The organism is Pseudomonas cavernae (genome assembly GCF_003595175.1).
Classification (GTDB): domain Bacteria; phylum Pseudomonadota; class Gammaproteobacteria; order Pseudomonadales; family Pseudomonadaceae; genus Aquipseudomonas; species Aquipseudomonas cavernae.
This window is the reverse complement of the sequence record NZ_CP032419.1, coordinates 2,997,023-3,021,649: the sequence shown is the minus strand read 5'-3', so window position 1 is coordinate 3,021,649 and position 24,627 is coordinate 2,997,023. Positions and strand designations below refer to the sequence as shown.

Sequence of the window (24,627 nt, the reverse complement as noted above, 5' to 3'; positions counted from 1 at the left end):
GTTGCGGAGCGTCCATGCCCTTCTTCCTTTCCAATCGCCAGCGCAACGCCCTGCACATGACCCGGCGCTTTATCGCGCCGTACCGCTGGCAGGTGACCGGCGCGCTGTTGGCGCTGCTGTTCACCGCCGCCATCACCCTGTCCATGGGCCAGGGCATCAGGTTGCTGGTGGACAAGGGCCTGGCCACCCAGTCGCCGGCCATGCTCAATCAGTCGATCGGCCTGTTCATGCTGCTGGTGCTGGCGTTGGCGCTGGGCACCTTCACGCGCTTCTACCTGGTGTCGTGGCTCGGTGAGCGCTTCGTCGCCGACATCCGCATGCGCGTGTTCAATCACCTGGTCGAGCTGCATCCGGGCTTCTACGAGAGCAACCGCAGCAGCGAGATCCAGTCGCGACTGACCGCCGACACCACGCTGCTGCAGTCGGTGATCGGCTCGTCGCTGTCGATGGCGCTGCGCAACGCGGTGATGCTGGTTGGCGGGGTGGTGCTGTTGTTCGTCACCAATCCCAAGCTGTCGGCGATCGTCATCGCCGCGCTGCCGCTGGTGATCGCGCCGATCCTGATTTTCGGCCGCCGTGTGCGCAGCCTGTCGCGGCAGAGCCAGGACCGGGTGGCGGACGTCGGCAGCTACGTCGGCGAAGTGCTCGGCCAGATCAAGACGGTGCAGGCCTACAACCACCAGGCACAGGACAAGACGCGCTTCGCCGCCACGGTCGAACTGGCGTTCGACACCGCGCGCCGGCGCATCGCCCAGCGCGCCTGGCTGATCACCGTGGTGATCGTGCTGGTGCTCGGCGCGGTGGCGGTGATGCTCTGGGTCGGCGGCATGGATGTGATCGGTGGGCGGATTTCCGGTGGCGAGCTGGCCGCCTTCGTGTTCTACAGCCTGATCGTCGGCATGGCCTTCGGCACCCTCAGCGAGGTGATCGGCGAATTGCAACGCGCGGCCGGCGCGGCCGAGCGGATCGCCGAACTGCTGCAGGCGCGCAATGAAATCACCGCGCCGCTTGGTGATGTGCTGCGCCTGCCGGCGCAGGTCAGTGGCCGCATCGTCCTGGAGCACCTGCGTTTCGCCTATCCGACCCGGCCCGAGCGCTATGCCATCGACGGCCTCAGCCTGAGCGTCGAGCCCGGCGAGACCCTGGCGCTGGTCGGCCCTTCCGGAGCGGGCAAGTCGACGCTGTTCGACCTGCTGCTGCGCTTCTTCGATCCGCAGGCGGGGCGCATCCTGGTCGACGGTCTGCCGCTGACCCGCCTCGATCCGCGCGACCTGCGCCGCTGCTTCGCTCTGGTGTCACAGAACCCGGCGCTGTTCTTCGGCAGCGTCGAGGACAATATCCGCTATGGCAAGGCCAGTGCTTCCCAGGCCGAAGTCGAGGCCGCGGCGCGGGCGGCGCATGCCCACGAGTTCATCATGCAGATGCCGCAGGGCTATCGCACCCACCTCGGTGACAGCGGGCAGGGGTTGTCCGGCGGACAACGCCAGCGTCTGGCGATTGCCCGGGCGCTCTTGGTCGACGCACCGATCCTGCTGCTGGACGAAGCCACCAGCGCCCTGGATGCGGAAAGCGAACACCTGATCCAGCAGGCGTTGCCGCTGCTGATGGCCGGGCGCACCACCTTGGTGATCGCCCACCGGCTGGCCACCGTGCAAAATGCCGACCGCATCGCCGTGATCGACCACGGCCGGTTAGTGGCGATCGGCACCCATGCGCAACTGGTGGCCGGCAATGCGCTGTATCGGCGCCTGGCCGAACTGCAATTCGGTGCCGTCGAGGCCTAGGGTGGAAAACCGCGTAGCGTTTTCCACCAGAGGTCTGTGATCCGCCCTATGGCGTTTTAAGAACCTGTTTACGATCTCGCGAGCTAGAGCCGTACAAGGCAAAAAGCGGGCGAAGAGCGGAGTTTACAGCTGTCAATGAGCATCTGAGCCCGGTTTTTAACGCAGTACGGCCGACGCGCAGCAGATCATAAACAGGTTCTAAGGCTCGGGCCGCGGCTGCGGCACCTTGCCCCGGGCCGTCGCCGCGGCGCCGGTGGAGGCGAGGATGATGGCGCCGATCGCCAGCCACTGCGGGAGGCTCAGCCGTTCGTGCAGGAACAGCAGCCCGGAGAGCGCGGCGATGGCCGGCTCGATGCTCATCAGGGTGCTGAAGGTGCGCGCCGGCAGGCGGGTCAGGGCACCCATTTCCAGGCTGTAGGGCAGAGCCGAAGAAAGCACCGCGACCCCCAGCGCGACCGGCAGTAGCGACCAGGAAAACAGTGCGCTGCCGGCATGCGCCAGGCCGATCGGGAACACCAGCAGGGCGGCGACTATGGTGCCCAGCGCCACGGTCTGGCCGCCATGCTCGGCGCCGGCCTTCTGGCCGAAGACGATGTATAGCGCCCAACACACCCCAGCACCGAGGGCATAGGCCATGCCCAGCGGATCGATCGGCGCATGCGCCTGTTCGTTCGGTAGCAGCAGCCACAGGCCGAGCACGGCCAGGGCGATCCAGATGAAGTCCAGCAGGCGTCGCGACGACAGCAGCGCCAGCGTCAGCGGGCCGGTGAACTCCAAAGCCACGGCGATGCCTAGCGGCACGCTGCGCAGCGACATATAGAACATCAGGTTCATGCCGCCGAGCGCGGCGCCGTAGCCGAGCAGCGAGCGGGCGGAACTCGCGCTCAGGCGCGCGCGCCAGGGGTGCATGATCAGGGTCAGGATGATCGCCGCCAGCCCCAGTCGCAGCGCCGTGGTGCCTTCGGCGCCGATCAGCGGGAACAGGCCCTTGGCCAGGGCAGCCCCACCCTGGATCGAGGCCATGGCCACCAGCAGCAGGCCGATCGGCAGCAGGACGGAGGAGGAGTTGGGTGAACGCGACATGAGGTAGTCCGGGGTGGGTGGCAAACGGCGGCAATAAAAAAACCGGCCATCAGGCCGGTTTTTTTAGGCCTGGTCGACTCAGCGGTATTCGCAAAGGTAAGCGGTATCGACCGCGACTTTCAGCTGGAATTTGCTGTTGGCCGGTACGGTGAAGTTGCTGCCCGCTTCGAAGGTCGCCCAGTTGTCGCTGCCTGGCAGTTTGACGGTCAGAGCGCCGGCGATCACGTGCATCACTTCCAGCTGGCTGGTGCCGAATTCGTATTCGCCAGCAGCCATGACGCCGACGGTGGCCGGGCCGGCGGCCATGTCGAAGGCGATGGATTTGACGGTGCCGTCGAAGTACTCGTTAACCTTGAACATGCGGAAATCCTCGGGAGGGGCTGAAAAAAGGCCGGTCAGTATGCCCAAGGCGTTTCAGCCCGTCATCCGCTTTATGCCGGCAGGATCAGCGGCAGCAGCCGGGCGGTATTGCGCGCGTCTTCGAGGGCGCGGTGCTGCTGGCCGTGGAAACTGAAACCGGCCAACTGCAGGGCGCTGTGCAGACCCACCGGGCGGGCGAGTTGGCGCACTTCGGCGAAGCGCTGCTTGAGGTTGAGATGCGGCAGCTGCGCCAGCACGCTGGACAGACCATGGCGCTGCCACTCCTGTTCCAGTTGTCGGCGGTCGTATTCGCCCCAACTGGCCCAGCCGGCCAAGCGCGGCAGGTGTGCGGCCAGCCAGCGCTCGAACAGCGGCCAGATGCTGGCGAGCGGCGCCGCGGCATCGACGTTGGCCTGGCTGATATGGGTGAGCTCGCGGCAGAAGCTGGTCAGGCAGGGGCGCCGCAGCGGCCGCACGAAACGCTGGAAATGATCCAGTTCGCGGCCCTCGGCACTGACCAGGCTGGCGCCGATCTCGATGATTTCCATCTCGGTCACCGGCCAGCCACCCTCTTCGGTGGTGGCTTCCAGGTCGATCACTAACCAATGTCCCATAGGCCCTCCCGGCGCTGAGAACCTGTCTCGGATCTGCTGCGCGTCGGCGATACGGCGTTAAAAACAGCCTCGGAATGCTCATTTACAACTCGTAAACTGCGCTTCCTCGGCTGTTTTTGCCTTGTCTCGCTCTAGCTCGCGAGATCCGAAACAGGTTCTGTGGCCAGTATGGAAGCGCTTGTTGGACTCGGCAAACCGCATGCTAGGCTGTCGGCAAAGCGAAGAGAAGGAGTACGGCGATGGCTAAGGTGGCATTTATCGGGCTCGGCACCATGGGCTTCCACATGGCCGGTCATCTGGCCTGCGAAGGGCATGAGGTGTGCGTGTACAACCGCTCGCCGGTCAAGGTGGAGCTGTGGGGCGATGAGTTTGGCGGCGAGGCGGCCGCCACTCCGCGCGAGGCGGCGCAGGGGGCCGAGTTCGTGATGACCTGCGTGGGCAACGATGACGACTTGCGCAGCGTGGTGTTCGGCGAGCAGGGCGTGTTGGCCGGCATGGCGCCCGGCAGTGTGCTGGTCGATCACACCACCGCCTCGGCCGACCTCGCCCGGCTGCTGGCGCTACTGGCGGCCGAGCGCGAGGTGGGTTTTCTCGACGCGCCGGTGTCCGGCGGTCAGGCCGGGGCCGAGAACGGCATGTTGACTGTGATGGTCGGCGGTGAGCAGGTGTTCTTCGACCGCGCCGTGCCGGTGATCGAGAGCTACGCCAAGCAGGTCACCCTGATGGGCCCGGCGGGCAGCGGCCAACTGACCAAGATGGTCAACCAGATTTGCGTCGGCGGCCTGCTCCAGGCCTTGGCCGAGGCCCTGCACTTCGCTCAGGCGGCGGGGTTGGATGCGCAGACGGCGATGGCGGTGATCAGTCAGGGGGCGGCGCAGTCCTGGCAGCTGGACCACCGCCATCAGAGCATGCTGGAAGGTAAGTTCGACTTCGGTTTCGCCGTCGACTGGATGCGCAAGGACTTCGCCATCATCCTCGAAGAAGCGCGGCGCAATGGCGCGCAATTGCCGGTGACGGCGCTGGTCGACCAGTTCTATGCCGACGTGCAGGCCATGGGCGGCGGCCGTTGGGATACCTCGAGCCTGATTGCCCGGCTTAATACGGCTAAATGATCACGCCGAGTCTGGCGCGCTCGGTCGCAACGACCGACGCGCCTGGTCCCTGGCCGGTTCAGGCGCGGAAGATAAAATACACCGCGCCGAGCAGGCACAGGCCCGCCCACAAGTAGTCGAGCCGCAGCGGCTGCTGCATGAACAGCACGCTGAAGGGCACGAACACGGCGAGGGTGATGACTTCCTGCATGATTTTCAGCTGGCCGACCGATAGCTCGGAATAGCCGATGCGGTTGGCCGGCACCATGATCAGGTACTCGAACAGGGCAATGCCCCAGCTGACCAGCGCGGCGATGACCCAGGGCTTGCTGTTCATGGTCTTCAGGTGGCCGTACCAGGCGAAGGTCATGAAGATGTTGGAAAGGCTGAGCAGAACGGCGGTTTGTATCCAGACCGGCATGGACGAACTCCAGAAAAGCAAGACGCGCAGCTTAAGCAGCTTGCCAATGGGCGCCAAGCATACGAGTGGGCGCGTTGTGAACAGATAAGAGCCTGTTTACGATCTGCTGCGCGTCGGCCATATGGCGTTAAAAATGGCTCTAGCTCGCGAGATTAAGGAGAAAGCATGGGGCGTTGGGGAAAGGGACTGGTCGCGCTGGCCGTGCTGGGGGCTGCCTGTGTGGCGGGCTGGCAGGTCTGGCAGAACTGGCGCGAGCGCCCGGTGTGGAGCTCGCTGGTGGTGCCGCCCGCCTTGGCGTTGCCGCGCGAGTTTGTCCTCGGCGACTACCGTTTCGCCTGGTCTGGCAAAGGTTTCGACCTGCGGGGCGTGGGTCAGCCAGGCAAAAGCCTATGGGCAGCCGAGGGCGGGTTTCTCGCCGCCGGGCTCGGCCATGATGAGGTCGAGGAATTTCGCGGGGCGCTGTTTGTCGAGGAGCAGCGCGGCCTGCTCTGCCGTGAGCAGAGCCTGGAAAGCTTCCAACTGGTTGGCCAGCAGCTCACCCTCAAGGGGCATTTGCGTTGCACCGATGGCCGTATCAGCGCCTACAGCCTGAGCCTGCAGGCCGATGGTGCACGCGGTCTACGGCTGGCGGTGAAGCTCGATGATCCGGCGCTGAACCGCCTCTATCTGAGCTGGGCGCGGGACGCCGATGAGCATTTCTTCGGCTTTGGCGAGCAGTTCACCCACTTCGACCTGGCCGGACGGCGCTTGCCGATCCTGGTGCAGGAGCAGGGCATCGGCCGTGGTCTGCAGCCCCTCACGCTCGGCGCCAACCTCAGCGCGCGGGCTGGTGGCGATTGGTGGACCAGTTACGCGCCGGTGCCACATTACCTGACCAGCAAGCTGCGCAGTTTCTTCAGCGAATCTGCGGCCTATCAGGTTTTCGACCTGCGCGACGAGCGCCGCGTGCAGCTGGAAGTGCACGAAGGGCAGTTGGCGGCGCGCATCTATGCCGGCGACAGTCCGAGTGCCTTGGTCGAGGCGCACACCTCGGTGGTCGGGCGCATGCCGCCGTTGCCGGACTGGACCCAGCGCGGCGCCATCGTCGGTTTGCAGGGCGGCACCCAGCGGGTGCGCGAGATCCTCGCCCGCCTGGAGCAAGCCAAGGTGCCGCTGGCCGGAGTCTGGCTGCAGGATTGGGTCGGCCAGCGCAGCACCAGTTTCGGCCAGCAGCTGTGGTGGAGCTGGACGCTCGATCAGCAGCATTACCCGCAGTGGCCGGAATTGAACGCCGAACTGCAGGCCAAGGGCGTGCGCAGCCTGGCGTACGTCAATCCATTTCTGGTCGATCTGGCGGAGAAGGGCGGTGACCGGCGTAATCTCTATCGCGAGGCGCTGGAGCGGGGCTATCTGGTCCGCGATGTCCAGGGCCAGCCGCTGGCACTGCCGAATACCAGCTTCAGCGCCGGCTTGGTCGATCTGACCAATCCGGCGGCGCGCACTTGGCTCAAGCAGGTGCTCAGGGAGGAAATGCTCGCCCGCGGCTTTTCCGGCTGGATGGCCGATTTCGGCGAGGCGCTGCCGTTCGAGGCGCGGCTGGCCAGCGGCGAGAGCGCGGCGCTGCTGCACAACCGCTTTCCTGAGGAATGGGCCCGGCTCAATCGCGAGTTGATCGATGAGGTCGGTGGTGCCGGCGAGCTGCTGTTCTTCACCCGCTCGGCTTACAGCCGCAGCCCGGGGCTGACCACCAGCATGTGGCTGGGCGATCAGCTGGTGGGCTGGGGTATCGAGGATGGTCTGCACAGCGCCCTGATCGGTCTGCTCAGCGGCGGCTTGTCGGGCTTTAGCCTGAACCACAGCGACACCGGCGGCTACACCACTATCAGCAGTCCGCTGAAGGACTACCACCGCAGTGAGGAATTGCTGCTGCGCTGGATCGAGTTTTCCGCCTTCACCAGCCTGCTGCGCAGTCACGAAGGCAACCGTCCAGAGGAAAACCAGCAGGTCTATAGTTCGCCGGCCAGCCTAGCGCAGTTCGCCCGTTTCGCCCGGATCTATGCGGCGCTGGCGCCATATCGAGCGCAGCTGATGGCGCAGGCGGCTAATCGCGGGTTGCCGCTGGTGCGGCCGTTGTGGTTGCAGTATCCCGATGACCCGGCGAGCGCGATGGCCACGCCCAGAAGTTTCCTTCTTGGCGATCAGCTGTTGGTGGCGCCAGTGCTGGAGCCAGGGGCGCGGACAGTGGAAGTGGCGTTGCCGGCCGGCCGTTGGGTGCATCTCTGGTCGCAGCGGGAATACCGCGCCAGTACTGGAGCCCGGATCAAGATCGCGGCACCGCTTGGCCAGCCGGCGGTGTTCTATCCGGCGGGTTCTGCGGTCGGCCAAACCTTGTATCGCGACTTGGCTGAGCAGGGGCTGCTGACGGCCCCTACGGCTCCCGAGTAAAATCGTATTCTTGTTTTGCGGTCTGTTTTGAGAGGTTATCTCGTCATGAAGTGCCGTGCAGGCTGTGGCGCCTGCTGCATTGCACCTTCCATCAGTTCAGCGATTCCCGGCATGCCCGGGGGCAAGCCGGCGGGCGAACGCTGCTTGCATCTATCGGCTGAAAATCTTTGCGCATTGTTCGGCAAACCCGAGCGGCCGGCGGTGTGTGCGGCGTTTCAGGCCGACCCGGTGGTTTGTGGCGACAGTCGTGAGGAGGCGATCCGCTTGCTCGGCTGGTTAGAGCAGGCGACAGCTGCGTGATCGGCGCATTTTCGGTTTCATCCCTGTGAATAAGGCTAGGAGGGCAAAATGAACGTGTTGCGTCAGGTGGCCGCGGTATGCGGTTTGAGTGTTTTGCTGGGCGCAGCGGCGCACGCCGAGGACTGGCAGTTGGCCAAGGACGAGGATGGCATAAAGGTGTATCTGAGCAGCGTGTCGGGCTCGAAGTACAAGGCTTATCGCGGTGTGGTCGAGATCAAGGCCGACGTGCAGACGCTCAACGCCCTGCAGGAGGATGTTCCGGGCTCGTGCCGTTGGATTCATGCCTGCGCCGAGATGAAGCTGCTCAAGCGGCAGGGTAATGAGGCCTGGACTTACTCCAAGATCGACATGCCCTGGCCGGTGACAGGCCGTGACCTGGTGCTGCATGTGAAGGGCGAGCAAACCGCCGATGGTACGATTGTCCGTCAGCTCCAGGCCGAGCCGACGTTCATCCCGGCAGTGAAGGACGAGATTCGCGTTCCCAAGCTGGTCGGCGAGTGGCGGATGGTGCCGAAAGGGCAGGGTGTCACCGAGGTGACCTATCAAGTGCGGACCGAGCCGGGTGGCAGCATTCCCTCTTGGTTGGCCAACAGCTTCGTGGTCGATGCGCCGTTCAATACCCTCGATGCACTGCGCAAGCGGGCCGAAAAGCGCTGAGTGGTTTTTGCCAGAAACGAAAAAAGGCTGCCAAATAGGCAGCCTTTTTTGTGTCCGACGCTGCTAAGCGAAGGGCTTAGTTGCGCTCTTCCAGCGGCGGCAGGTCGCGCTGCGGGTAGCCGGTGTACAGCTGGCGCGGACGGCCAATCTTGTACGGGCTGGAGAGCATTTCCTTCCAGTGCGAGATCCAGCCGACAGTGCGTGCCAGGGCGAAGATCACGGTGAACATGCTGGTCGGAATGCCGATCGCCTTGAGGATGATGCCCGAGTAGAAGTCGACGTTCGGGTACAGGTTGCGCTCTTTGAAGTACGGATCGGTCAGGGCGATCTCTTCCAGACGCATTGCCAGCTCAAGCTGCGGATCGTTCTTGATACCCAGCTCGCTCAGCACTTCGTCGCAGGTCTGCTTCATCACGGTGGCGCGCGGGTCGCGGTTCTTGTACACGCGGTGACCGAAACCCATCAGCTTGAACGGATCGTTCTTGTCCTTGGCCTTGGCGATGAACTTGTCGATGTTCGAGACGTCGCCGATTTCGTCCAGCATGGTCAGTACGGCTTCGTTGGCGCCGCCATGAGCCGGACCCCAGAGTGCAGCGATACCCGCGGCGATACAGGCGAACGGGTTGGCACCCGAAGAACCGGCCAGGCGCACGGTGGAAGTGGAGGCGTTCTGCTCATGGTCGGCATGCAGGATGAAGATGCGATCCATGGCCTTGGCCAGCACCGGGCTGATCGGTTTGATCTCGCACGGGGTGTTGAACATCATGTGCAGGAAGTTTTCCGCGTAGTTCAGGTCGTTACGCGGGTACATCATCGGCTGGCCCATGGAGTACTTGTAAACCATGGCGGCGATGGTCGGCATCTTGGCGACCAGGCGGATCGCGGAGATTTCGCGATGCTTGGGATTATTGATGTCCAGGGAGTCGTGATAGAAAGCCGACAGCGCGCCGACGACGCCACACATCACTGCCATCGGGTGGGCGTCACGACGGAAACCGTTGAAGAAGGACTTCAGCTGCTCGTGGACCATGGTGTGGTTTTTCACGGTGCTGACGAACTTGGCTTTCTGTTCGGTAGTCGGCAGCTCGCCATTCAGCAGCAGATAGCAGGTTTCCAGGTAGTCGGATTTCTCTGCCAGTTGTTCGATCGGGTAGCCACGGTGAAGCAGGACACCGTTGTCGCCGTCGATATAGGTGATCTTCGACTCGCAAGAGGCGGTCGACATAAAGCCAGGATCAAATGTGAAACGGCCCGTGGCCGTCAGGCCCCGCACGTCAATTACATCGGGACCAACGGTGCCGGTCAGAACAGGCAGGTCGACGGGGGCTGCGCCCTCGATGATCAACTGCGCTTTTTTGTCAGCCATGTTTGGCCTCCTATTTATGCTTGAAATCACCAGACTGCCCCCCACGCAGGGCCCGCAACACTATAGAGAGATAAATTCTAAAGTCAATTTGGCAAAACCCAGGCGGCAGAAGGGTTTTAGGCCGATTTTTCGAGAAAATGGACCGCTATTTACGCCTTTTATATAGGGCGCGCAATCAGCCCTTAGGCGGTGGCCATTGCATTGTCATTAGTAGCCTAACTGTCTATACTCTGCGCCCGACTGCTAGGGGCCTTAGCGCCTGTATTCTGGCGGTCGCCACTCCCTGGGTATGGGTACCTGACCAGTGCACTTCCCGACAACTTTGCCCTGATTGTTAGGGGCCCTTCAGTGTGAAAAAAGCCGTGAATAGCCAAAGACCTGTAAACCTAGACTTAAGGACGATCAAACTCCCAGTCACTGCTTACACGTCCATCCTGCACCGTATTTCCGGTGTCATCCTCTTCCTGGGCATCGCTGTGCTGCTGTTTGCACTCGATAAGTCCCTGGCATCCGAGGAAGGCTTCGAGCAGGTGAAAGCGTGTCTGGCCAGCCCCCTGGCTAAGTTGGTGATTTGGGGCCTGTTGTCTGCGCTGCTGTATCACCTGGTGGCCGGTATTCGCCATCTGATTATGGATATGGGCATCGGTGAAACGCTGGAAGGCGGCAAGCTGGGCTCGCAAATCGTTCTCGCCGTTTCCGCGGTGCTGATCGTGTTGGCGGGGGTGTGGGTATGGTAACTAATGTCACGAACCTTTCGCGTTCGGGTCTCTATGACTGGATGGCGCAACGCGTTTCGGCGGTTGTTCTCGCGGCTTATTTCATCTTCCTGATCGGATTCCTCGTGGTGAACCCCGGCCTCGGCTACGCCGAATGGCACGCGCTGTTCGCTCACGGCTGGATGCGCATCTTCAGTCTGCTGGCACTGGTGGCCCTGGGCGCACACGCCTGGGTCGGCATGTGGACCATCTCCACCGACTACCTGACGCCGATGGCGCTGGGCAAGTGGGCGACTGTTGTGCGTTTCCTGTTCCAGGCGGTCTGCGGCATTGCGATGTTCGCGTTCTTCGTCTGGGGCGTGCAGATTCTCTGGGGTATCTGATCCATGTCTAGCATTCGTACTCTTTCCTATGACGCCATCATCGTCGGTGGTGGTGGCGCCGGTATGCGCGCGGCCCTGCAGCTGGCTCAGGGCGGCCACAAGACTGCGGTAGTCACCAAGGTATTTCCGACCCGTTCGCATACCGTGTCCGCCCAGGGCGGCATCACCTGTGCTATCGCTTCGGCCGACCCGAACGACGACTGGCGCTGGCACATGTACGATACCGTTAAGGGTTCCGACTACATCGGTGACCAGGACGCTATCGAATACATGTGCTCTGTCGGCCCGGAAGCCGTATTCGAGCTCGAGCACATGGGCCTGCCGTTCTCTCGTACCGAGCAGGGTCGCATCTACCAGCGTCCGTTCGGCGGCCAGTCCAAAGGCCCGGATAATCCGACTATTCAGGCCGCCCGTACCTGCGCCGCCGCCGACCGTACCGGTCACGCCCTGCTGCACACCCTGTACCAGGCCAACCTGAAGGCTGGCACTTCGTTCCTCAACGAGTGGTACGCAGTCGATCTGGTGAAAAACCAGGATGGCGCCATCGTTGGCATCATCGCCATCTGCATCGAGACCGGTGAAACCGTCTATATCCGCTCTAAGGCCGTGGTACTGGCTACCGGCGGTGCCGGCCGTATCTACGCCTCCACCACTAACGCCCTGATCAATACCGGCGACGGCGTGGGTATGGCCCTGCGTGCCGGCGTGCCGGTGCAGGACATCGAAATGTGGCAGTTCCACCCGACCGGCATCGCCGGTGCCGGCGTGCTGGTGACCGAAGGTTGCCGTGGCGAGGGTGGCTATTTGATCAACAAGCACGGCGAACGCTTCATGGAGCGTTATGCGCCGAACGCCAAAGACCTGGCCGGCCGTGACGTGGTGGCCCGTTCCATGGTCAAGGAAGTCCTCGCCGGCAACGGTTGTGGTCCGGATGGCGACCATGTGCTGTTGAAACTCGATCACCTCGGTGAGGAAGTGCTGCACAGTCGCCTCCCTGGCATCTGCGAGCTGTCCAAGACCTTCGCGCATGTCGACCCGGTCGTTGCCCCGGTTCCGGTCATCCCGACTTGCCACTACATGATGGGCGGTGTGGCCACCAATATTCATGGCCAGGCCATGACCCAGGACGCCAACGGCAACGACACCATCATCGAAGGCCTGTTCGCCGTGGGCGAAGTGGCGTGCGTGTCGGTACACGGTGCCAACCGTCTGGGTGGCAACTCGCTGCTCGATCTAGTGGTATTCGGCCGTGCAGCCGGTCTGCACCTGGAGAAGGCGCTCAAGGAAGGCGTCGAGACCCGCGGTGCCAGCGAGAGCGACATCGAGGCTTCTCTCAAGCGCCTGTCCGGTGTGAACGAGCGCAGCACTGGCGAAGATGTTGCGCCGCTGCGTAAAGAACTGCAGAACTGCATGCAGAACTACTTCGGTGTATTCCGTACCGGCGAATACATGCAGAAGGGTATCGCTCAGTTGGCCGATCTGCGTGAGCGTATCGCCAACGTCAAAATCGCCGACAAGAGCCAAGCCTTCAACACTGCGCGTATCGAAGCGCTGGAACTGCAAAACCTTCTCGAAGTGGCTGAGGCTACTGCGGTCGCTGCGGAGGTTCGCAAGGAGTCCCGTGGCGCGCATGCCCGCGAAGACTTCGAAGAGCGCGATGACGAAAACTGGCTGTGCCACACCCTGTACTTCCCGGGTGAGAAGCGCGTCTCCAAGCGTGCCGTCAACTTCGCGCCGAAGACCGTTCCGGCGTTCGAACCCAAAATACGTACTTATTAAGGGTGGCCGATATGTCGCTAGCCAAAACTTTGCAAGTCAGCGTTTATCGCTATAACCCGGAGCAAGACGCCGCCCCGTTCATGCAGGACTTCCAAGTCGACATCGACGGCAAGGATCTGATGGTGTTGGACGTGTTGGCCTTGATCAAGGAACAGGACGAAGGCTTCTCCTACCGTCGTTCCTGCCGTGAAGGCGTGTGCGGTTCCGACGGCATGAACATCAGCGGCAAGAACGGCTTGGCCTGCATCACCCCGCTCTCGTCGGTGGTGAAGGGCAATAAGCTGGTGGTCCGCCCGCTGCCTGGTCTGCCGATCATCCGTGACCTGGTCGTCGACATGAGCATCTTCTACAAGCAGTACGAGAAGGTGCAGCCATATCTGCAGAACGATACGCCGGCTCCGGCCATCGAGCGCCTGCAGTCTCCGGAAGAACGCGAGAAGCTGGACGGTCTGTACGAGTGCATTCTGTGCGCCTGCTGTTCGACTTCCTGCCCGTCCTTCTGGTGGAACCCGGACAAGTTCCTCGGTCCAGCCGCACTGCTGCAGGCCTATCGCTTCCTGGCCGACAGTCGTGACACCAAGACCGAGGAGCGCCTGGCCGCTCTGGACGATCCGTTCAGCGTGTTCCGCTGCCGCGGCATCATGAATTGCGTGAACGTTTGTCCGAAAGGTCTCAACCCGACCAAGGCAATCGGTCACGTTCGCAACATGTTGCTGCAAAGCGGTACCTGATCAGCTGTTGTAATACCTGTAACACCTGCGGCGTCGGAATGGTTCGGGCGCCGCAGTTCTAGTCGGAGCATGGCTCACAAAGCGGTGCTCCTTACTTGAAAAATTGAAGACCAGCAGGGGCATCCGGGCTGGTACCCGGACTATCTGCGGGATCCGAAGTGGCTTTACCCAAGTCGCTATTCGAGGACTTATAAAGCCGATGCGGTTTCCACGCCGGTGGTGGCCCCTTACCGAGGGTGACCAAGCATGCAAGAAAGCGTGATGCAGCGCATGTGGAACAGCGCCCACCTATCCGGTGGCAATGCTGCATATGTGGAAGAGCTGTACGAGCTCTACCTGCACGATCCCAACGCTGTGCCAGAAGAGTGGCGCACTTACTTCCAAAAGCTGCCCGCCGACGGCAATGTCGCGAACGATGTTTCGCACTCCACGATCCGCGATCACTTCGTCTTGCTGGCCAAAAACCAGCGTCGCGCTCAGCCGGTTTCCGCCGGGACAGTCAGCTCTGAGCATGAGAAGAAGCAGGTAGAAGTCCTGCGCCTGATTCAGGCTTACCGCATGCGCGGTCATCAAGCATCCCAACTCGATCCTCTCGGTCTCTGGCAGCGTCCGGCGCCGGCCGACCTGTCGATCAATCACTACGGCCTGACCGACGCCGATCTCGATACCACCTTCCGTACCGGTGAACTCTACATCGGCAAGGAAGAGGCGACTCTGCGCGAGATTTACCAAGCCCTGCAGCAGACCTACTGCCGCACCATCGGCGCCGAGTTCACCCACATCGTCGATTCCGAACAGCGCAAGTGGTTCCAGCAGCGTCTGGAAAGCGTGCGTGGTCGTCCGGCCTTCTCCGCGGAAGTGCAGAGCCATCTGCTCGAACGTCTGACCGCTGCCGAAGGCCTGGAGAAGTACCTTGGTACCAAGTACCCGGGCACCAAGCGTTTCGGTCTGGAAGGTGGTGAGAGCCTGATTCCGTTGCTGGACGAGATCATTCAGCGCTCCGGCTCCTACGGCACCCAGGAGATCGTCATCGGCATGGCCCACCGCGGCCGTCTGAACGTACTGGTCAACACCTTCGGCAAGAACCCGCGCGACCTGTTCGACGAGTTCGAGGGCAAGAAGGTCGAAGGCCTCAGCTCCGGTGATGTGAAATATCACCAGGGCTTCTCTTCCAACGTCATGACTCCGGGCGGCGAAGTGCACCTGGCGCTGGCGTTCAACCCGTCGCACCTGGAGATCGTCTCTCCAGTGGTCGAAGGTTCCGTGCGTGCCCGTCAGGATCGTCGCCAGGACCAGAACGGCGACAAGGTTCTGCCGATTTCCCTCCATGGCGATGCGGCTTTCGCCGGCCAGGGCGTGGTGATGGAAACCTTCCAGATGTCGCAAACCCGCGGCTACAAGACTGGCGGCACCATCCACATCGTCATCAACAACCAGGTCGGTTTCACCACCAGTCGTCCGGAAGACTCGCGCTCCACCGAGTACGCTACCGACGTGGCGAAGATGATTCAGGCGCCGATTTTCCACGTGAACGGCGACGATCCGGAAGCCGTGCTGTTCGTTACCCAGTTGGCCGTCGACTACCGCATGCAGTACAAACGTGACGTGGTGATCGATTTGGTCTGCTACCGCCGTCGCGGCCACAACGAGGCCGACGAGCCAAGCGGTACCCAGCCGCTGATGTATCAGCAGATAGCCAAACAGCGCACCACTCGCGAGCTGTATGCCGATGCCCTGATGCACACCAGCGTCCTCGACAATGGCAAGGTGCAGGCGAAGATCGACGACTACCGCACGGCGTTGGACAACGGTCAGCACGTGGTCAAGAGCCTGGTCAAAGAGCCGAACAAGGAGCTGTTCGTCGACTGGCGTCCGTATCTGGGGCATGCCTGGACCGCCCGCCACGACACCCGTTTCGAACTGAAGACCCTGCAGGACCTGTCCGCCAAACTGCTGGAGATTCCGGAAGGCTTCGTTGTCCAGCGCCAGGTCTCGAAGATCCTCGAAGACCGCCAGAAGATGGGCGCCGGTGCGCTGCCGATCAACTGGGGCTACGCCGAGACCATGGCCTACGCCACCCTGCTGTTCGAAGGCCACCCGGTGCGTATTACCGGCCAGGATGTTGGTCGCGGCACCTTCTCGCACCGCCATGCGGCGCTGCACAATCAGAAGGACGCCGGCACCCACCTGCCGCTGCAGCATCTGTATGACGGCCAGCCGAGCTTCGACCTGTACGACTCTTTCCTTTCGGAAGAGGCCGTGCTGGCTTTCGAATACGGCTACTCGACCACCACGCCGAACGCGCTGGTGATCTGGGAAGCCCAGTTCGGTGACTTCGCCAACGGTGCCCAGGTGGTGGTCGACCAGTTCATCACCAGCGGTGAACACAAGTGGGGGCGTCTCTGCGGTCTGACCATGCTGCTGCCGCACGGCTATGAAGGGCAGGGGCCGGAGCATTCCTCCGCACGCCTGGAGCGCTACCTGCAGCTGTGCGCCGAGCACAACATCCAGGTCTGCGTACCGACCACGCCGGCACAGATCTACCATCTGTTGCGCCGTCAGGTGATCCGCCCGTTGCGTAAGCCGCTGGTGGTGTTGACGCCGAAGTCGCTGCTGCGCCACAAGCTGGCCATCTCGACTCTGGAAGATCTGGCTGAGGGCTCCTTCCAGACCGTCATCAACGAGATCGATCCGATCGATCCGAAGAAGGTCGAGCGCCTGGTCCTGTGCAGCGGCAAGGTCTACTACGACCTGCTGGAGAAACGCCGTGCCGAAGGCCGCGAAGATATCGCCATCGTGCGCCTCGAACAGCTCTATCCGTTCCCGGAAGACGACCTGGCCGAGGTTCTTGCTCAGTACAAGAACCTCAAGCACATCGTCTGGTGCCAGGAAGAGCCGATGAACCAGGGCGCTTGGTATTGCAGTCAGCACCATATGCGGCGTGTCGCCAGTGCGCACAAGAAGAGCCTGTTCCTCGAGTACGCCGGCCGCGAAGGCTCGGCCGCTCCGGCTTGCGGCTATGCCTCGATGCACGCCGAGCAGCAGGAAAAACTGCTGCAAGATGCCTTTACTGTTTAACGCCTTCGCGCCGAAGAAACCGAATACATAGGAACCTCATTAAATGGCTATCGAGATCAAAGCCCCAACTTTCCCAGAGTCGGTTGCCGACGGTACCGTTGCAACCTGGCACAAGAAACCGGGCGACGCCGTCAAGCGCGATGAACTGATTGTCGATATCGAAACCGACAAAGTGGTCATGGAAGTCCTGGCCGAAGCGGACGGCGTGCTTGCCGAGATCGTCAAGAACGAAGGCGACACCGTGCTCAGCGGCGAACTGCTGGGCAAGCTGAGTGAAGGCGGTGCGGCCATTGCAGCTCCGGCTGCCGCGCCTGTCGCCGCTGCCCCGGCAGCCCAGGTCGCGGCCTCGGCCGCTGCCGGTGAAGATGCGATCCTGTCTCCGGCCGCGCGTAAGCTGGCCGAAGAAAATGGCATCGACCCGAACAGCATCGCCGGGACCGGCAAAGGCGGCCGGGTGACCAAGGAAGACGTGGTCGCCGCCGTTGAAGCCAAGAAATCCGCACCGGCTGCCGCTGCTCCCGTGGCCAAACCGGCTGCGCCGGCTGCCGCTGCACCGGTATTTGCTGCCGGCGATCGCGTCGAGAAGCGCGTGCCAATGACCCGTCTGCGGGCCAAAGTGGCCGAGCGTCTGGTTGAGGCGCAGTCCTCCATGGCCATGTTGACCACCTTCAACGAGGTCAACATGAAGCCGATCATGGATCTGCGCAACAAGTACAAAGACTTGTTCGAGAAGGCCCACAACGGTGTGCGTCTGGGCTTCATGTCCTTCTTCGTCAAGGCTGCTGTGGAGGCGCTGAAGCGCCAGCCGGGCGTCAATGCCTCGATCGATGGTGGCGACATCGTCTACCACGGTTACCAGGATATCGGCGTCGCCGTATCCAGTGACCGCGGCCTGGTGGTGCCGGTCCTGCGCAACGCCGAGCACATGAGTCTGGCGGAGATCGAAGGGGGCATCGGCGCGTTCGGCAAGAAGGCCAAAGAAGGCAAGCTGACTATCGAGGACATGACCGGCGGTACCTTCACCATCTCCAACGGTGGTGTGTTCGGTTCGCTGCTGTCGACTCCGATCGTCAACCCGCCGCAGACCGCGATCCTCGGCATGCACAAGATCCAGGAACGCCCGATGGCGGTGAACGGCCAGGTGGTGATCCTGCCGATGATGTACTTGGCGCTGTCCTACGATCACCGTCTGATCGACGGCAAGGAGGCGGTCACTTTCCTGATCACCATGAAGGATCTGCTGGAAGATCCGGCCCGTCTGCTGCTGGACATCTGATCCGTCAGCTGCACAAAGGCGGTCCTCACGAGGGGCCGCCCGGTTTTATCCGAGAAGGAATGAGTTATGACCCAGAAATTTGACGTGGTAGTGATTGGCGCTGGCCCGGGGGGCTACGTGGCCGCCATCAAGGCCGCTCAGCTCGGTCTGAAGACCGCCTGTATCGAGAAGTATCAGGACAAGGACGGTAAAATCGCCCTTGGTGGTACCTGCCTGAATGTGGGCTGCATTCCGTCCAAGGCGCTGCTGGACAGCTCCTACAAGTACCATGAGGCCCACGAAGGCTTCAAAGTCCATGGCATCGAGGCCAAGGGCGTAACCATCGACGTGCCGGCCATGGTCGCGCGCAAGAACGGCATCATCAAGAATCTCACCGGTGGCGTCGCCGGCCTGTTCAAGGCCAATGGCGTCACCCTGCTGGAAGGCCACGGCAAACTGCTGGCCGGCAAGAAGGTGGAAGTGACCGGTCTGGACGGCAAAACCCAGATCGTCGAAGCCGAGAACGTGATTCTCGCCTCTGGCTCTAAGCCGGTTGACATCCCGCCGGCTCCGGTCGATCAAGACATCATCGTCGACTCCACCGGCGCTCTGGAATTCCAGACAGTACCGAAGAAACTCGGTGTGATTGGCGCGGGCGTGATCGGTCTGGAGCTGGGCTCGGTATGGTCGCGCCTGGGCGCGGAAGTCACCGTAATCGAAGCGCTGGAGAAGTTCCTCCCGGCCGCCGACGAGCAGATCGCCAAGGAAGCGATGAAGATCCTCACCAAGCAGGGTCTGAACATTCGCCTGGGCGCTCGCGTGACCGGCAGTGAAGTGAAGAAGAAGCAGGTCACCGTCAGCTTCACTGACGCCGAAGGCGAGCAGAAGATGGTCTTCGACAAACTGATCGTTTCGGTCGGTCGTCGTCCGGTGACCACCGATCTGCTGGCTGCCGACAGCGGCGTGACCCTCGACGAGCGTGGCTTCATCTTCGTCGACGACCAATGCAAGACCAGTGTGCCGGGCGTCTATGCCATCGGTGACGTGGTGCGTGGCGCGATGCTGGCACACAAGGCCTCGGAAGAGGGCGTGATGGTCGCCGAGCGTATCGCCGGCCACAAGGCGCAGATGAACTACGACCTGATCCCATCGGTCATCTACACCCACCCGGAAATCGCTTGGGTCGGCAAGACCGAGCAGCAGCTCAAGGCCGAAGGCGTTGAAGTCAACGTCGGCACCTTCCCGTTCGCCGCCAGCGGCCGCGCTATGGCTGCCAACGACACCGCCGGTCTGGTCAAGGTCATCGCCGATGCCAAGACCGACCGCGTCCTGGGCGTGCATGTCATCGGCCCGAGCGCCGCCGAGCTGGTTCAGCAGGGCGCGATCGGTATGGAGTTCGGCACCAGCGCCGAAGATCTCGGCATGATGGTGTTCTCGCACCCGACTCTGTCCGAAGCGCTGCACGAAGCGGCCCTGGCGGTGAATGGCCACGCCATCCACATCGCCAACCGCAAGAAGCGCTAAGGCAAACCCCAGAACCACGGTGGGTGGCCCGTCGTGAGCTTTCCTCGAAGGCTCACCGCGGAAAGCCCGCCGGACTGCTTTGCAGTCACAGGTGGCGCGGCAAAACAAATGCAGCGCCGAAATGCGCAATACCTAACGAAGACGGTAGACAAGCATGAATCTCCACGAGTATCAGGGTAAGCAGCTGTTCGCTGAATACGGCCTGCCCGTTTCCAAGGGCTTCGCCGTAGACACCCCGGAAGAAGCGGCAGCAGCCTGCGAAAAAATCGGTGGCAGCGAGTGGGTCGTAAAGGCTCAGGTCCACGCCGGTGGCCGCGGTAAAGCGGGCGGCGTGAAGCTGGTCAAGAGCAAAGAAGACGCCAAGGCCTTCGCTGCCAACTGGCTGGGCAAACGCCTGGTGACCTACCAGACTGACGCCAATGGTCAGCCGGTCAGCAAAATCCTGGTCGAGTCCTGCACCGACATCGCCAAGGAACTGTACTTGGGCGCCGTGGTAGACCGTTCCAGCCGCCGTATCGTGTTCATGGCTTCCACCGAAGGTGGCGTGGACATCGAGAAAGTCGCCCACGAGACTCCCGAGAAGATCCTCAAGGCCACCGTCGATCCGCTGGTCGGCGCGCAGCCGTACCAGGGCCGCGACCTGGCTTTCCAGCTGGGCCTGCAGGGCGACCAGATCAAGCAGTTCACCCACATCTTCGTCGGCCTGGCCAAGCTGTTCCAGGACTACGATCTGGCCCTGCTGGAAGTCAACCCGCTGGTAATCAAGGCCGACGGCAACCTGCATTGCCTGGACGCCAAGATCAACATCGACAGCAACGCCATGTACCGTCAGCCCAAGCTGCGCGCCATGCACGACCCGTCGCAGGACGATGCTCGTGAAGCCCATGCGCAGAAGTGGGAACTGAACTACGTCGCCCTGGAAGGCAACATCGGCTGCATGGTCAACGGCGCCGGTCTGGCCATGGGCACCATGGACATCGTTAACCTGCACGGTGGCAAGCCGGCCAACTTCCTTGATGTTGGCGGCGGCGCGACCAAAGAGCGCGTGACCGAAGCGTTCAAGATCATTCTCTCCGACAGCAACGTCGCGGCCGTTCTGGTGAACATCTTCGGCGGCATCGTCCGCTGCGACATGATCGCCGAAGGCATCATCGGTGCCGTCAAAGAAGTCGGCGTGAAGATTCCGGTTGTCGTCCGTCTGGAAGGCAACAACGCCGATCTCGGCGCTAAAGTCCTGGCCGACAGCGGTCTGAACATCATCGCGGCGACCAGCCTGACCGACGCTGCTCAGCAAGTCGTTAAAGCTGCGGAGGGCAAGTAATGAGCGTCCTGATCAATAAAGACACCAAAGTCATCTGCCAGGGCTTCACCGGCTCGCAGGGTACTTTCCACTCCGAACAAGCCATCGCCTACGGCACCAAGATGGTTGGCGGCGTGACTCCGGGCAAAGGCGGCACCACCCACCTGGGCCTGCCGGTGTTCAACACCGTCAAGGAAGCCGTTGAAGCCACTGGCGCCGACGCTTCGGTGATCTACGTTCCGGCTCCGTTCTGCAAGGATTCCATCCTCGAAGCGGCATTTGGCGGCATCAAGCTGATCGTCTGCATCACCGAAGGCATCCCGACCATCGACATGCTGGAAGCCAAGGTCAAGTGCGACGAACTGGGAGTACGCCTGATCGGCCCGAACTGCCCGGGCGTGATCACTCCTGGCGAGTGCAAGATCGGCATCATGCCGGGTCACATACACCTGCCGGGCAAGGTAGGCATCGTGTCGCGTTCCGGCACTCTGACCTATGAAGCCGTGAAGCAGACCACCGATGCCGGCTTCGGCCAGTCCACCTGCGTGGGCATCGGCGGTGACCCGATCCCGGGCTCCAACTTCATCGACATCCTCAAGCTGTTCCAGGAAGACCCGAAGACCGAAGCCATCGTGATGATCGGTGAGATCGGCGGTTCCGCCGAGGAAGAAGCCGCGGCCTACATCAAGGCCAACGTGACCAAGCCGGTGGTGTCCTACATCGCTGGTGTGACTGCCCCTCCAGGCAAGCGCATGGGCCACGCCGGCGCCATCATCTCCGGTGGCAAGGGCACTGCGGACGAAAAGTTCGCCGCCCTGCAGGACGCCGGCGTGAAAACCGTGCGTTCCCTGGCCGACATCGGCAAGGCCCTGGCCGAGCTGACCGGCTGGGAAGTCAAGCAAGCCTAAGCCTGCCTGATTGCCACAAAGGCCACCTACGGGTGGCCTTTGTGTTTTCTGGCCCGATGGAAAACTGTTGCCCAGGCGACAGTGGGTTACAACGAACCGACAGCCTGACCTGCGTCAATGCCGTCTTCGAGCCTAATTCGTTAGGCTTGCAACTATCTTGCGTCGCAGCCTCAAAAGGGTGGGCGTGCACATAGCTGGTTCGCCCCAAAACGGGCGAATGGCGTTTCCCCCGACCCTTAGGGAAACCCTCAACGAACTCTGTTTTAGTGATGTGGTATTTCCTCTGATGAACTCCTTGAAAGGCCGGGACATCCTGGCACTTGGCTTTATGACGTTCGCCCTGTTCGTCGGGGCCGGCAACATCATTTTCCCGCCCATAGTCGGTTTGCAGTCCGGTCCGCATGTGTGGCTCGCCGCGCTCGGATTTCTGATCACCGCCGTCGGCCTGCCGGTGATCACCGTGATCGCCCTGGCCAAGGTCGGTGGCGCCATGGATGCACTCAGCAGTCCCATCGGCAAGACCGCCGGCATGGTGCTGGCGGTGGTCTGTTACCTGTCGGTGGGCCCGTTGTTCGCCACGCCGCGGACGGCCACGGTGTCCTTTGAGGTGGGCCTGGCGCCACTGACCGGGAATACCCCGCTGGCACTATTCGCCTACAGCCTGGTGTATTTCCTCGTGGTGCTGGCGGTCTCGCTCTACCCGGGGCGCCTGCTGGATACCGTCGGCCGGGTGTTGGCGCCGATGAAGATAGCCGCCCTGGCGGTGCTCGGCATCGCGGCGTTCATGCTGCCACTGGGCACGATTGGCGACGCCACACCGGTCTATCAGGCCGCTCCGTTCTCCCAGGGTTTCATCAATGGCTACCTGACCATGGATACCTTGGGCGCGCTGGTGTTTGGCATCGTCATCGTCAATGCGATCCGCTCCCGTGGCGTCGAGTCGCCACGGCTGATTACGCGTTACGCGATCATCGCCGGGCTGATCGCCGGTGTCGGCCTGGCGCTGGTGTACATCAGCCTGTTCCGTCTCGGTGCCGGCAGCCATGCGATTGCCGCCGAGACGAGCAATGGTGCCGCTGTCCTGCATGCCTACGTGCAGCACACCTTCGGTGCGCTGGGCAGTGGCTTCCTCGCGGTGTTGATCTCGCTGGCCTGCTTGGTCACCGCCGTCGGTTTGACCTGCGCCTGCGCCGAGTTCTTCAGCCGCCTGTTGCCGCTGTCTTATCGTAGCCTGGTGGTGATCCTCGCCGGCTTCTCGCTGCTGGTTTCCAATCTGGGCCTGACTAAGCTGATCCATGTCTCGGTGCCGGTGCTGACGGCCATCTATCCGCCTTGCATCGTGCTGGTGGCGCTGAGTTTCTGCTGGAGCCTGTGGTATTCGCCGAGCCGCATCGTCGTGCCGGTGATGCTGGTGTCGCTGTTGTTCGGGGTGATTGATGCCGTCAAGGTGGCCGAGCTGGCACACTGGCTGCCGACTTGGCTGACCCACTTGCCGCTAGCCGAGCAGGGCCTGGCCTGGCTGCTGCCGGCGGTGGCGACTCTGGCCATGGCGAGCATCTACGACCGTCTGCTGGGCGAACCGCGCGAAGTCATGACGTGATCGCTTCTCCTGCCAAAGGCCGCCTTCGGGCGGCTTTTTGTTGCGCGGCTGGAAGTTGCGGCTGGCTATAATCGCCGGGCATATACAAGGAGTTTGTATGTTCAGCATCGATGACGACCTGGCGAATCTGCTTGCGGCGCTGTGGTTCTTGATCTGTTGGGTTGGCTATAACCGCTATGCGCTGTGGAAGGGCCGCGACACGGCTTGCCTGGCTAGCGTCCTGCATCTGTACCGCGAGGACTGGATGCGCCGCCTGCTGCTGCGCGACAACCGCATCGCCGATGCCAGCGTGATCGGCAATCTCGAGCGCAACGCCTCGTTCTTCGCCTCCAGTACCCTGATCATTCTCGCCGGCATTCTCACCGTGCTGGGCGCCTCGGATCGCGCGGTGTCGCTGCTGGCCGATCTGCCGCTGGTGCAGCCGGTCAGTCGTGGCATGTCGGAAATCAAGCTGCTGGGCCTGGCGGTGGTGTTCGTCTATGCCTTCTTCACCTTCAGCTGGTGCATGCGCCAGTACAACTTCGCCGCCGTATTGATCGGTTCGGCGCCGATGGTAGGTGAACGACACGTCAGCGAGCTGGAGCGCAAGGCCTTTTCCGAGCGCGCAGCACGGGTGATCTCGATGGCCGCCAACCAGTTCAACCTGGGCCTGCGCTCCTATTATTTCGGCATGGCGGTGCTCGCCTGGTTCATCAATCCCTGGCTGTTCATGTTGGTCACCACGGGCGTCCTGCTGGTGCTGTATCGGCGCGAATTCCATTCCGCGGTGCTGGACGTGATGGTGTATACCCAGACCCTGGCCGTGGAGCCGCTCAAGGATAAAAACGAATGAGCATCCCGTTCTGGTGTGTGTTGATTGCCGCACTGTTGATCTATGTGGCCAAGATCCCCGTGGCCAAGGCGATGAAGGCCGAGGGACGGGGTTACGACAACCATCACCCGCGGGCCCAGCAAGCCCGCCTGACCGGTTTCGGCGCTCGTGCCCACGCGGCGCATCTGAACAGTATCGAGATTTTCCCCTTGTTCGCCGCCGGGGTTCTGATGGCACATAGCGCTGACGTGTTCGGTTGGTGGGTGGACGTCTTGGCGGTGCTGTTCGTACTTTCGCGGGTGTTGTATCTGCTGTTGTATTGGGCGGACTGGCACTTGCAGCGCAGCCTGGTGTGGGGAGTCGGGCTGCTTTGCTGTCTGCTGCTAATGCTGAGCCCGGCTATCCGCTGGGCGTTGGTCAGTGTCTGATTAGCCCATCACCA

General features: G+C 62.2%; 22 protein-coding genes. 17 read left to right on the top strand and 5 right to left on the bottom strand.

From position 1 onward, the window contains the following. The first annotated feature begins 14 nt into the window (after positions 1–14). Positions 15–1,784, top strand: a complete 1,770-nt coding sequence (locus D3880_RS13735; RefSeq protein ID WP_119894007.1) for an ABC transporter transmembrane domain-containing protein — start codon at positions 15–17, stop codon at positions 1,782–1,784. 198 nt (positions 1,785–1,982) lie between these two features. On the opposite strand, the gene rhtA is transcribed toward D3880_RS13735, so the two are convergent. From rhtA to D3880_RS13720, 3 genes are all read right to left on the bottom strand, one after another. Next, positions 1,983–2,867, bottom strand: a complete 885-nt coding sequence (gene rhtA / locus D3880_RS13730; RefSeq protein WP_119894006.1) for a threonine/homoserine exporter RhtA — start codon at positions 2,865–2,867, stop codon at positions 1,983–1,985. A 78-nt stretch (positions 2,868–2,945) separates the two neighbouring features. Beyond that, positions 2,946–3,227, bottom strand: a complete 282-nt coding sequence (ppnP, locus tag D3880_RS13725) for a pyrimidine/purine nucleoside phosphorylase (RefSeq protein WP_119894005.1) — start codon at positions 3,225–3,227, stop codon at positions 2,946–2,948. Between the two features lie 71 nt (positions 3,228–3,298). Beyond that, positions 3,299–3,841, bottom strand: a complete 543-nt coding sequence (locus tag D3880_RS13720) for a 3'-5' exonuclease (RefSeq protein WP_119894004.1) — start codon at positions 3,839–3,841, stop codon at positions 3,299–3,301. Positions 3,842–4,080: 239 nt separating this feature from the next. Between D3880_RS13720 and D3880_RS13715 the strand changes: the two genes are divergently transcribed. Further along, entirely contained in the window at positions 4,081–4,953 is an 873-nt protein-coding gene (locus tag D3880_RS13715; RefSeq protein ID WP_119894003.1) for an NAD(P)-dependent oxidoreductase, read from the top strand. Between the two features lie 58 nt (positions 4,954–5,011). Here the strand turns inward: D3880_RS13715 and D3880_RS13710 are convergent, their stop codons facing one another. Then, a complete protein-coding gene (locus tag D3880_RS13710) occupies positions 5,012–5,353 on the bottom strand; it encodes a DMT family protein (protein ID WP_119894002.1) in 342 nt (113 codons plus the stop codon). 165 nt (positions 5,354–5,518) lie between these two features. Here D3880_RS13710 and D3880_RS13705 point away from each other — a divergent pair, with 165 nt between their 5' ends. From D3880_RS13705 to D3880_RS13695, 3 genes are read left to right on the top strand one after another with little or no spacing between them, the layout of a single operon-like run. Beyond that, a complete protein-coding gene (locus D3880_RS13705; RefSeq protein WP_119894001.1) occupies positions 5,519–7,777 on the top strand; it encodes an alpha-glucosidase in 2,259 nt (752 codons plus the stop codon). A 45-nt stretch (positions 7,778–7,822) separates the two neighbouring features. After that, positions 7,823–8,077, top strand: coding sequence for a YkgJ family cysteine cluster protein (locus tag D3880_RS13700; protein ID WP_119894000.1), 255 nt, complete (start codon positions 7,823–7,825; stop codon positions 8,075–8,077). Positions 8,078–8,125: 48 nt separating this feature from the next. Then, positions 8,126–8,734 (top strand): START domain-containing protein, encoded by a 609-nt coding sequence (locus tag D3880_RS13695; RefSeq protein ID WP_119893999.1) that lies wholly within the window; start codon positions 8,126–8,128, stop codon positions 8,732–8,734. A 76-nt stretch (positions 8,735–8,810) separates the two neighbouring features. On the opposite strand, the gene gltA is transcribed toward D3880_RS13695, so the two are convergent. Next, complete coding sequence (gene gltA / locus D3880_RS13690) at positions 8,811–10,100, bottom strand: citrate synthase (RefSeq protein ID WP_119893998.1); 1,290 nt, start codon at positions 10,098–10,100, stop codon at positions 8,811–8,813. A gap of 350 nt (positions 10,101–10,450) precedes the next feature. Here gltA and sdhC point away from each other — a divergent pair, with 350 nt between their 5' ends. From sdhC to D3880_RS13630, 12 genes are all read left to right on the top strand, one after another. Beyond that, a complete protein-coding gene (gene sdhC, locus D3880_RS13685) occupies positions 10,451–10,837 on the top strand; it encodes a succinate dehydrogenase, cytochrome b556 subunit (protein ID WP_177412174.1) in 387 nt (128 codons plus the stop codon). Next, positions 10,831–11,199, top strand: a complete 369-nt coding sequence (sdhD, locus tag D3880_RS13680; protein ID WP_119893996.1) for a succinate dehydrogenase, hydrophobic membrane anchor protein — start codon at positions 10,831–10,833, stop codon at positions 11,197–11,199. Before sdhC ends, sdhD begins: the two co-directional genes overlap by 7 nt. Positions 11,200–11,202: 3 nt before the next feature. After that, positions 11,203–12,978, top strand: coding sequence for a succinate dehydrogenase flavoprotein subunit (sdhA, locus tag D3880_RS13675; protein ID WP_119893995.1), 1,776 nt, complete (start codon positions 11,203–11,205; stop codon positions 12,976–12,978). Between the two features lie 11 nt (positions 12,979–12,989). Further along, complete coding sequence (locus D3880_RS13670; protein ID WP_119893994.1) at positions 12,990–13,709, top strand: succinate dehydrogenase iron-sulfur subunit; 720 nt, start codon at positions 12,990–12,992, stop codon at positions 13,707–13,709. Positions 13,710–13,955: 246 nt separating this feature from the next. Continuing rightward, entirely contained in the window at positions 13,956–16,787 is a 2,832-nt protein-coding gene (locus D3880_RS13665) for a 2-oxoglutarate dehydrogenase E1 component (RefSeq protein ID WP_119893993.1), read from the top strand. 43 nt (positions 16,788–16,830) lie between these two features. Further along, positions 16,831–18,063 (top strand): 2-oxoglutarate dehydrogenase complex dihydrolipoyllysine-residue succinyltransferase, encoded by a 1,233-nt coding sequence (gene odhB / locus D3880_RS13660; protein WP_119893992.1) that lies wholly within the window; start codon positions 16,831–16,833, stop codon positions 18,061–18,063. 66 nt (positions 18,064–18,129) lie between these two features. After that, positions 18,130–19,566 (top strand): dihydrolipoyl dehydrogenase, encoded by a 1,437-nt coding sequence (lpdA, locus tag D3880_RS13655; RefSeq protein WP_119893991.1) that lies wholly within the window; start codon positions 18,130–18,132, stop codon positions 19,564–19,566. Positions 19,567–19,720: 154 nt separating this feature from the next. Further along, on the top strand, positions 19,721–20,887 hold the full coding sequence (gene sucC, locus D3880_RS13650) for an ADP-forming succinate--CoA ligase subunit beta (protein WP_119893990.1): 1,167 nt from the start codon (positions 19,721–19,723) through the stop codon (positions 20,885–20,887). Beyond that, complete coding sequence (sucD, locus tag D3880_RS13645; protein ID WP_119893989.1) at positions 20,887–21,774, top strand: succinate--CoA ligase subunit alpha; 888 nt, start codon at positions 20,887–20,889, stop codon at positions 21,772–21,774. Before sucC ends, sucD begins: the two co-directional genes overlap by 1 nt. Positions 21,775–22,060: 286 nt before the next feature. Beyond that, a complete protein-coding gene (gene brnQ / locus D3880_RS13640) occupies positions 22,061–23,374 on the top strand; it encodes a branched-chain amino acid transport system II carrier protein (RefSeq protein ID WP_119893988.1) in 1,314 nt (437 codons plus the stop codon). A gap of 97 nt (positions 23,375–23,471) precedes the next feature. Further along, complete coding sequence (locus D3880_RS13635) at positions 23,472–24,206, top strand: DUF599 domain-containing protein (protein ID WP_119893987.1); 735 nt, start codon at positions 23,472–23,474, stop codon at positions 24,204–24,206. Next, the gene (locus D3880_RS13630; RefSeq protein ID WP_119893986.1) at positions 24,203–24,613 is read left to right on the top strand and encodes an MAPEG family protein; all 411 of its coding nucleotides are present in this window, start codon (positions 24,203–24,205) and stop codon (positions 24,611–24,613) included. The genes D3880_RS13635 and D3880_RS13630 overlap by 4 nt, the downstream gene beginning before the upstream one ends. Positions 24,614–24,627: the final 14 nt, after the last annotated feature.

Excerpts from the sequence above, each read along its gene's own strand:
- D3880_RS13735 (WP_119894007.1), top strand. The coding sequence starts at position 15 with ATGCCCTTCTTCCTTTCCAATCGCCAGCGCAACGCCCTGCACATGACC.
- rhtA (WP_119894006.1), bottom strand. The coding sequence starts at position 2,867 with ATGTCGCGTTCACCCAACTCCTCCTCCGTCCTGCTGCCGATCGGCCTG.
- ppnP (WP_119894005.1), bottom strand. The coding sequence starts at position 3,227 with ATGTTCAAGGTTAACGAGTACTTCGACGGCACCGTCAAATCCATCGCC.
- D3880_RS13720 (WP_119894004.1), bottom strand. The coding sequence starts at position 3,841 with ATGGGACATTGGTTAGTGATCGACCTGGAAGCCACCACCGAAGAGGGT.
- D3880_RS13715 (WP_119894003.1), top strand. The coding sequence starts at position 4,081 with ATGGCTAAGGTGGCATTTATCGGGCTCGGCACCATGGGCTTCCACATG.
- D3880_RS13710 (WP_119894002.1), bottom strand. The coding sequence starts at position 5,353 with ATGCCGGTCTGGATACAAACCGCCGTTCTGCTCAGCCTTTCCAACATC.
- D3880_RS13705 (WP_119894001.1), top strand. The coding sequence starts at position 5,519 with ATGGGGCGTTGGGGAAAGGGACTGGTCGCGCTGGCCGTGCTGGGGGCT.
- D3880_RS13700 (WP_119894000.1), top strand. The coding sequence starts at position 7,823 with ATGAAGTGCCGTGCAGGCTGTGGCGCCTGCTGCATTGCACCTTCCATC.
- D3880_RS13695 (WP_119893999.1), top strand. The coding sequence starts at position 8,126 with ATGAACGTGTTGCGTCAGGTGGCCGCGGTATGCGGTTTGAGTGTTTTG.
- gltA (WP_119893998.1), bottom strand. The coding sequence starts at position 10,100 with ATGGCTGACAAAAAAGCGCAGTTGATCATCGAGGGCGCAGCCCCCGTC.
- sdhD (WP_119893996.1), top strand. The coding sequence starts at position 10,831 with ATGGTAACTAATGTCACGAACCTTTCGCGTTCGGGTCTCTATGACTGG.
- sdhA (WP_119893995.1), top strand. The coding sequence starts at position 11,203 with ATGTCTAGCATTCGTACTCTTTCCTATGACGCCATCATCGTCGGTGGT.
- D3880_RS13670 (WP_119893994.1), top strand. The coding sequence starts at position 12,990 with ATGTCGCTAGCCAAAACTTTGCAAGTCAGCGTTTATCGCTATAACCCG.
- D3880_RS13665 (WP_119893993.1), top strand. The coding sequence starts at position 13,956 with ATGCAAGAAAGCGTGATGCAGCGCATGTGGAACAGCGCCCACCTATCC.
- odhB (WP_119893992.1), top strand. The coding sequence starts at position 16,831 with ATGGCTATCGAGATCAAAGCCCCAACTTTCCCAGAGTCGGTTGCCGAC.
- lpdA (WP_119893991.1), top strand. The coding sequence starts at position 18,130 with ATGACCCAGAAATTTGACGTGGTAGTGATTGGCGCTGGCCCGGGGGGC.
- sucC (WP_119893990.1), top strand. The coding sequence starts at position 19,721 with ATGAATCTCCACGAGTATCAGGGTAAGCAGCTGTTCGCTGAATACGGC.
- sucD (WP_119893989.1), top strand. The coding sequence starts at position 20,887 with ATGAGCGTCCTGATCAATAAAGACACCAAAGTCATCTGCCAGGGCTTC.
- brnQ (WP_119893988.1), top strand. The coding sequence starts at position 22,061 with ATGAACTCCTTGAAAGGCCGGGACATCCTGGCACTTGGCTTTATGACG.
- D3880_RS13635 (WP_119893987.1), top strand. The coding sequence starts at position 23,472 with ATGTTCAGCATCGATGACGACCTGGCGAATCTGCTTGCGGCGCTGTGG.
- D3880_RS13630 (WP_119893986.1), top strand. The coding sequence starts at position 24,203 with ATGAGCATCCCGTTCTGGTGTGTGTTGATTGCCGCACTGTTGATCTAT.